This window comes from Streptacidiphilus anmyonensis (genome assembly GCF_000787855.1).
GTDB lineage: Bacteria > Actinomycetota > Actinomycetes > Streptomycetales > Streptomycetaceae > Streptacidiphilus > Streptacidiphilus anmyonensis.
Map to the genome: position 1 here is coordinate 23,719 of NZ_BBPQ01000002.1, position 7,596 is coordinate 31,314.

Annotated in this window: 6 protein-coding genes; 2 read left to right on the plus strand and 4 right to left on the minus strand. The window is 72.2% G+C overall.

Annotated elements, in window-relative coordinates; all coding sequences use genetic code 11:
* Positions 1–31 precede the first annotated feature (31 nt).
* Positions 32–904, plus strand: a complete 873-nt coding sequence (locus TR50_RS02745; RefSeq protein ID WP_152648220.1) for a phosphatase PAP2 family protein — start codon at positions 32–34, stop codon at positions 902–904.
* A gap of 25 nt (positions 905–929) precedes the next feature.
* Here the strand turns inward: TR50_RS02745 and TR50_RS02750 are convergent, their stop codons facing one another.
* Positions 930–3,992, minus strand: a complete 3,063-nt coding sequence (locus TR50_RS02750) for a bifunctional [glutamine synthetase] adenylyltransferase/[glutamine synthetase]-adenylyl-L-tyrosine phosphorylase (RefSeq protein WP_042413459.1) — start codon at positions 3,990–3,992, stop codon at positions 930–932.
* Positions 3,993–4,120: 128 nt separating this feature from the next.
* Positions 4,121–4,402 (minus strand): hypothetical protein, encoded by a 282-nt coding sequence (locus tag TR50_RS43895; RefSeq protein ID WP_042413462.1) that lies wholly within the window; start codon positions 4,400–4,402, stop codon positions 4,121–4,123.
* 208 nt (positions 4,403–4,610) lie between these two features.
* On the opposite strand from TR50_RS43895, the gene TR50_RS02760 reads away from it, so the two are divergent.
* Positions 4,611–5,315, plus strand: coding sequence for a Type 1 glutamine amidotransferase-like domain-containing protein (locus TR50_RS02760; protein ID WP_236654235.1), 705 nt, complete (start codon positions 4,611–4,613; stop codon positions 5,313–5,315).
* A gap of 93 nt (positions 5,316–5,408) precedes the next feature.
* Here the strand turns inward: TR50_RS02760 and glnA2 are convergent, their stop codons facing one another.
* Both glnA2 and TR50_RS42245 read right to left on the minus strand, forming a co-directional pair.
* Positions 5,409–6,770: a gamma-glutamylpolyamine synthetase GlnA2 gene (gene glnA2, locus TR50_RS02765; protein ID WP_042413468.1), complete on the minus strand. Its 1,362-nt coding sequence runs from the start codon at positions 6,768–6,770 to the stop codon at positions 5,409–5,411.
* A 172-nt stretch (positions 6,771–6,942) separates the two neighbouring features.
* Positions 6,943–7,596 (minus strand): C40 family peptidase (locus TR50_RS42245; RefSeq protein WP_160311068.1); only part of this gene is annotated, 654 nt, incomplete at its 5' end.

Genomic DNA, 7,596 nt, shown 5'->3' on the forward strand with positions numbered 1-7,596 from the left:
ACCAGAGGGTGATCAGGAGACCCCAGGCCGCATGGCAGACTACTCACCCATGGGGAAGGCATCAGGAGCACGCACCAGCACCAGGAAGCCCGTGGGTAACCTGCTCTGGTCGGTGCGCGGACACTTCCGTTCGCCGGGCCGTCCCCACCTGTGGATCGAGCTGCTGCTGATCGCCGTGAGCTACTGGATCTACTCCATGGTCCGCAACGCGGTCCCCGAGATGGAGGCCCGCGCGCAGCGGAATGCTCACGACATCTGGGCACTCGAACAGACGCTGCATATCGATGTGGAGCGTTCAATCAACCACGGCCTCGACTCGGTCACGTGGTTGATCACCGGCTTGGACTACGACTACGCGACTCTCCACTTCATCGTCACAATCGCCGTTCTCGTGTGGCTGTTCCGCGCGCATTCCGGACGCTATGCGGCGGCCCGCCTCTCACTTTTCGTGACGACCGGCTTCGCGTTGTTCGGCTACTACTTCTATCCGCTCGCGCCACCCCGCCTGATGACCGACGGCGGATTCGTCGACACCGTCGAGAAGCACCACACCTGGGGCTCCATGGCCTCCGGCGACATGGCCCACGTCTCGAACCAGTTCGCCGCCATGCCGTCCATGCACATCGGCTGGTCGCTCTGGTGCGGCGTCACCATCTTCTTCCTGGCGAAGCGCACGTGGGTGCGGGCGCTCGGCGTCGTCTACCCGCTGACGACGCTGATCGTCATCGTGGCCACGGCGAACCACTTCTTCATGGACGCGATCGCCGGCGCGTGCTGCACGTTCATCGGTCTCGGCGCGTCCCGGCTGGTGTACCGCCGGTGGCCCTACAGCTTCCCGAAGGCCGCGCCCGCGCCGCGGCCCCAGCCCGAATCCGAGCCCCAGCCGGTCGGCGCCACGCGCTGACCGCAGTGCCTGAGGGGCGTCAGGGTCACTCGCCGTAGACGACGTGCTCCATGACCTCGCGGGCCCGCCGGGCCGTCCTGCGGTAGTCGTCGACCATCTCGCCCGCGTGGCCTTCGCCGTAACCGAGGTAGCGGGCCACGCCCGCGAGCTCCCGCGGCTCCGCGGGGAAGCTGTCGCCCGCGCGGCCGCGCACCAGCATGACCGCGTTGCGCACCCGCGTCGCCTGCACCCATGCGGAGCCCAGCGCCTCCGCCGCCTCCGCGTCCAGCAGGCCCGCGTCCACCGCCACGCGCAGCGCCCGCAGGGTGCGGGTCGTGCGCAGTCCTGGGACCGTGTGGCCGTGCTGGAGCTGCAGCAGCTGCACCGTCCACTCCACGTCGGCGAGGCCGCCGCGCCCCAGCTTGGTGTGGGTGGTGGGGTCCGCGCCGCGCGGCAGGCGCTCGGCCTCCACCCGCGCCTTGATCCTGCGGATCTCCCGCAGCTCGCCGGCGTCCAGCCCCTTCGCCGGGTACCGCAGCGGGTCGATCAGGGCGACGAACTCCTCCCCGAGACCCCGGTCGCCGGCGACCGGCTTGGCCCGCAGCAGGGCCTGGCTCTCCCAGGTGTGCGACCACCGTCGGTAGTAGGCCGCGTAGGAGGCGATGGAGCGCACCAGCGGACCCTGGCGGCCCTCCGGCCGCAGATCCGCGTCGATCTGCAGCGGCGGCTCCGTCGAGGGCAGCTGGAGCAACCGGCGCAGCTCCTCGAAGACCTGGCGGGCCGAGTTGCTCGCCTTGGTCTCGTCGGCGTCCGGCAGGGGGTCGTGGACGAACATGACGTCCGCGTCCGAGCCGTAGCCGAGCTCGTCGCCGCCGAAGCGGCCCATGGCGATGACGGCGAGCCGCGTCGGGAGGGGCTCCCCGGCCGCCGCCTCCGCCGCCGCGACGCAGGCCGCGAGCGCGCCCGCGAGCGTGGCCCGGTTGAGGCCGGTCAGGGCCAGCCCGGCCGCCTCCACGGACTCGGCCGGGGTGTCACCCAGACGGCCCAGCACGTCGGCCGCCGCCGTGCGGAACAGCTCCCGACGGCGCACCGAGCGGGCCGCCGCGACCGCCGCCGCCGCGTCGTCCGCGCGGCCGACCGCGGAGGCCACCTCGCGGTCCAGCATCTGCGGGGAGCGCGGGTCCAGGCCGTCGGCGTCGCCGAGCAGCGCGACCGCCTCCGGGGCGCGCAGCAGCAGGTCCTGGGCGAGGCGGCCGGACGAGAGGATCCGGGCCAGGTTCTCCGCCGCCGCGCCCTCGTCGCGCAGCAGCCGCAGGTACCAGGGGGTCGAGCCGAGGCTGTCGGAGACCTTCCGGAAGCCGAGCAGGCCCGCGTCGGGGTCGGCGGACTCGGCGAACCAGCCGAGCATCACCGGCAGCAGCGTGCGTTGCAGCGCGGCACGGCGGCTGACGCCGGTGGCGAGCGCCTGGAGGTGCCGGAACGCGTCGGCGGGCGCCCGGTAACCGAGCGCCGCGAGGCGCGCCTGCGCGGCGTCCGCGCTCAGTGCGTTGCCGCCGTCGAGGCGGGTGGTCAGGCCCGCCTCCTCCAGGTCCAGATGGGCGACGGCGTCCAGCAGCGGACGGTAGAAGAGCTTCTCGTGCAGGCGCCGCACCTCGCGTCCGTGCCGCTTCCACTCCGCGAGCAGCTCGGCGACCGGGTCGGCGCGCAGCCCGAGGGAGCGGCCGAGGCGGCGCAGATCCTGCTCGGCGGTCGGCACCAGATGGGTACGGCGCAGTTGGAACAGCTGGATCCGGTGCTCGAGCGTGCGCAGGAAGCGGTAGGCGCTGTCGAGCGCGGCGGCGTCGGCGCGGCCGACGTAGCCGCCGGCGGACAGGTCGGCCAGGGCGGTGAGGGTGGTGGCGCTGCGCAGCGACTCGTCGGTACGGCCGTGGACGAGCTGGAGCAGCTGCACGGAGAACTCGACGTCGCGCAGCCCGCCGGGGCCCAGCTTCAGCTCGCGCTCGACCTCGTTCGCCGGGATCGCCTCGACGACGCGGCGGCGCATCTGCTGCACGTCCTGCACGAAGTTCTCACGCTGCGAGGCCTGCCAGACCATCGGGGTGACGGCGTCGAGGTACTCCCGGCCGAGCTCGGCGTCGCCCGCGACGGGGCGGGCCTTCAGCAGGGCCTGGAACTCCCACGTCTTGGCCCAGCGCTGGTAGTAGGCGAGGTGGCTGGCGAGGGTGCGGACCAACGGCCCGTTCTTGCCCTCCGGGCGCAGGTTCGCGTCCACCTGCCAGATGGTGCCCTCGCGGGTGCTGTCCGAGCAGAGCCGCATCATGCGGGAGGCGAGGCGGGTGGCGGCCTTCAGGGAGGCGTCCGGGTCGCCCGGCTCGTGGTCGGCGGTGTCGCGGGGTTCGGCGACGAAGACCACGTCCACGTCGGAGACGTAGTTGAGCTCCCGCCCGCCGCACTTGCCCATCGCGATCACCGCGAGCCGGCAGGCGCGGGCCGCGTCCGGGTCCTCCTCGGCCGCGATGTCGAGGGCGGCCTGGAGCGTCGCCCCGGCGAGGTCGGCCAGCTCGGCGGCGGTCTGCCCGAGGTCGGCGGTGCCGGTGAGGTCCCGGGCGGCGACGCTGAGCAGCAGGCGGCGGTAGCCGGTGCGGAGCGCGTCCGCACGGGGGACGCCGGGCTGCTCCTCCCAGATGTGCTGGTAGAGCCGCCGGACGAACTCCTCCGGCCCGGGGTGGATGTCGTGCAGCTCGAAGGTGACCAGCTCGTGCCAGTCGTGCGGGTGCCGGGCGAGGTGCTCCCCGAGGGCGGCGCTGGCGCCGAGGACGCCGAGAAGGCGGTCCCGCAGCGGCTTGGCGGTGGTGAGCGTGTCGAGCAGGGCGTGCCGCTCGGCCTCGTCCGCGCAGGCCTCGACAAGCCCGGCCAGGCCCTTCAGGGCCTGGTCCGGATCGGCGGTGGCCGCGAGGGCGTCCAGCAGCACGGTGTCGGCGGCGTGCGCCGCGAGCGCCGGCTCGGCGAGCCGCGCCGCCGCGGCCTCAGGGTCGGTGAAGCCGCGCCGCACCAGCCGTCCCACCGGGCTGCTCCGCCGCGACCCGCCGCGCTCCGTCTCCAACGCCACTCGCCTCCGCGCCGCCGCAGTCCGCCTGGTTGGGATCCCCCGCACACGATCCTCCCCGACCCTACGTCCTTCGAACACCCGGACCGGGCCGGAGTAGGCGCAGGACGGGGCGAACTGCCCCGCGCGGCTCAGCGGTCGGCGGCACCGCCCTCGCCTCGGGCTTCAGCTTCGGCTTCGGCTTCGGCGTCGGCGATGGCGAGGTCCATCAGCGCCTGGACCGCCGGCGTCTCCGCCGGCGGCCGGATCACGACGAGCAACGTCGCCAACGGGCCGAGCACGAGAGAGAGCAGCCACCAGTTCAGCCCCGAGCGCCCCTTGCCCTGGGCCAGACCCGCGTTGATGAGCGACAAGGTCAGCCACCCCACGCTGTACCCGCCGACACCGGCGGCACCGCCGGACGCGAGCAGCATCTCTCCGCTCACCGCCATCCCCCCTGATCACAGCCGTCCGCGGCGCGGCCGACGAGCCATCAAAGCAGGGGGCGGCCAACGCCACAAGGGAGGGACGCAGCCGTCCCCCGGGGTGAATTCGGCTGGACGAACGTCACGCTCCGGTGGCAGCCTGGCCGTTCGTGATCAACGCTGGCGCGGCGGGCCTACGGAGCACGGGGGTGGCACGGTGACAGTGATCGCCATGGGCGGAGGAGGCTTCTCCCTCGAGGAGTCCTCGTGGATGGACGACTTCGTGCTCGCGCAGGCGAACCCGCGCGGCACGCGACCGAAGGTCGCCTTCCTCGGGACGGCCTCCGGCGAGAGCGAGAACTACGTGCTCCGCTTCCACCGCGCGTTCGCACGGCGGGACTGCGCCGCCGTCGACGTCTCACTGTTCCGGCGCACGGCCGAGGACCTGCGGTCGCTGCTGCTGGCCCAGGACGTGGTCTACGTCGGCGGCGGCAACACGGCCAACATGCTGGCGGTGTGGCGCGTACACGGTGTCGACCGCATCCTGTCCGAAGCCCACGCGCGCGGCACCGTCCTCGCCGGCGTCAGCGCGGGCGCGATGTGCTGGTTCGAGGGCGGCGTCACCGACTCCTTCGGCGACCTGGCCGTCTTCGAGGACGGCCTCGCCCTCCTCCCGGGAGGCTTCTGCCCGCACTACGACGAACCGGGGCGTCGCGAGCTATTCCACACCTGGGCGACCCGCCCAGACGCCCGCCCCCGCTCCGGATACGCGGCGGACAACGGCGCGGCCGTGGTCCTCCCCTCGGCAGGCGCCGCCCCGTTCGTCGTCTCCACCACACCGAACGCCGGCGGCTACCGGGTCACAGTCGACGACGCGGGCCGCGTCGTCGAGGAGAGACTCCAGGCGCGGCTGTTGCCCTGACGACGCATCAGGCGGCAAAGGGCCGGATCACTGTGGATCGATCTCCACCGTGGTCCGGCCCTTCGTCGTGCCCGGGACGCCGCATCGATGCGGCTAAAGCACCGGCAGACCGCGGCGCAGTTCGAACGGGGTGACCTCGGAGCGGTACTCCTCCCACTCCTGGCGCTTGTTGCGCAGGAAGAAGTCGAAGACGTGCTCACCGAGGGTCTCGCGGACGAGTTCGCTGCGTTCCATCAGGTCGATGGCCTCGCCGAGGTTCTGCGGGAGGGGCTCGATGCCGAGGGCGCGGCGCTCCAGGGAGGTGAGGGCCCAGACGTCGTCGTCCGCGCCCGGGGGGAGTTCGTAGCCCTCGGCGATGCCCTTGAGGCCGGCGGCGAGGATGACGGAGTAGGCGAGGTAGGGGTTGCAGCCCGTGTCGAGGCTGCGGATCTCGACGCGGGTGGAGCCCTGCTTGCCCGGCTTGTACATGGGCACGCGGATGAGGGCCGAGCGGTTGTTGTGGCCCCAGCAGATGTAGGAGGGGGCCTCGCCGCCCGCCCCGGCGGCGCGCTGGCTGCCGCCCCAGATGCGCTTGTAGGAGTTGACCCACTGGTTGGTGATCGCGGAGGTCTCCGCCGCGTGGCGGAGGATGCCGGCGATGAAGGAGCGGCCGATCTTCGAGAGCTGGTACTCCGCGCCTGCCTCGTGGAAGACGTTGCGGTCGCCCTCGAAGAGGGACAGGTGGGTGTGCATGCCCGAGCCCGGGTGCTGGGAGAAGGGCTTCGGCATGAAGGTCGCGTGCACGCCCTGTTCGAGCGCGACCTCCTTCATGACCAGGCGGAAGGTCATGATGTTGTCGGCCGTGGACAGCGCGTCCGCGTAGCGCAGGTCGATCTCCTGCTGGCCCGGCGCGCCCTCGTGGTGGCTGAACTCCACCGAGATGCCCATCGACTCCAGCATGGTGATGGCCTGTCGGCGGAAGTCGTGGCCGACGCCGCGCGGGGTGTGGTCGAAGTAGCCCGACTGGTCCGCCGGCAGCGGTGGGGTGCCGTCGCCCGGGAGGTTGTTGAGGAGGAAGAACTCGATCTCGGGGTGGGTGTAGAAGGTGAACCCGAGGCTGGAGGCCTTCTCCAGGGTGCGCTTGAGCACGTAGCGCGGGTCCGCGAAGGACGGGGAGCCGTCCGGCATGAGGATGTCGCAGAACATGCGGGCCGTGCCCGGCGCCTCCGAGCGCCACGGCAGTATCTGGAAGGTGCCCGGATCCGGCTTGGCCAGCATGTCGGACTCGTAGACGCGGGCGAAGCCCTCGATCGCGGAGCCGTCGAACCCGATGCCCTCCTCGAAGGCCTGGTCGAGTTCGGCCGGGGCAACCGCGACGGACTTCAGGAACCCGAGGACGTCGGTGAACCAGAGCCGGACGAAACGGATGTCCCGCTCTTCGAGAGTGCGGAGCACGAACTCCTGCTGCTTGCCCATGGCTACAGTCTCACCTCTGCGGTTTACGGATGCGTTAAGCGCGGAAGCCGGAAGCGCACGCGTCGCCCGCCAGGCCCACTGTTCGCATCATCGCAGATAAGTGCAGATTGTGGGCCTGCCGGGATGATCAGCCGATGAACGCCGCTCGCACGGCGGAACGCAGCGGAGCGGCTCACGTGACGCGGCCGAGGAAGTCCGGGTAGTAGCCGCGCGACAGGACGGAGATCCGCACGTCCGCGCCCCGGTGCGGGGCCTCGATGTAGCGGCCGCCGCCGAGGTAGATCGCCACGTGGTGGATGCCGCTGGACCTGCTGCTGGAGGACCAGAAGATCAGGTCGCCGCGGCGCAGCCGACCGGGCGGGACCGGGGTCGTCGCCCGGTACTGCTGGGCCGCGACGCGCGGGAGCTTGATCCCGGCGCGGAAGAACGCCTGCTGGACCAGGCCCGAGCAGTCGTAGCCGGAGGGCCCGTCGCCGCCCCAGACATAGGGCTTGCCGAGCTGCGCCTCAGCGAACCCGATGGCCGCCTCGACGCTGACGGTGACGGCGACCGGGCCGGGAGCCGGCGCGGGGTTCGGGTCCGGAAGCGGGTTCGGGGCGCCAGGGCCTGGGCGCGGGGCGGGGCGCCCGTGACCCGCGTACGTGAGGTAGACGGCGTAGTGCGTGGTCCAACGCCACTCGCCGTTCTTGCGGAACCAGTACCGCTGACCGTCCCAGCCCTGGCGTATGCCGCCGCTGCCGTCGGCGTGGCGCCGGTAGATGTCGTAGTGGGTGGTCCACCGCCACTCCCCGTCGGCGCGGAACCAGTAGCGGTGTCCGTCCCAGCC

Coding starts and splice junctions, on each gene's coding strand:
- TR50_RS02745 (WP_152648220.1), top strand. CDS start 32: ATGGCAGACTACTCACCCATGGGGAAGGCATCAGGAGCACGCACCAGC.
- TR50_RS43895 (WP_042413462.1), bottom strand. CDS start 4,402: ATGCTGCTCGCGTCCGGCGGTGCCGCCGGTGTCGGCGGGTACAGCGTG.
- glnA2 (WP_042413468.1), bottom strand. CDS start 6,770: ATGGGCAAGCAGCAGGAGTTCGTGCTCCGCACTCTCGAAGAGCGGGAC.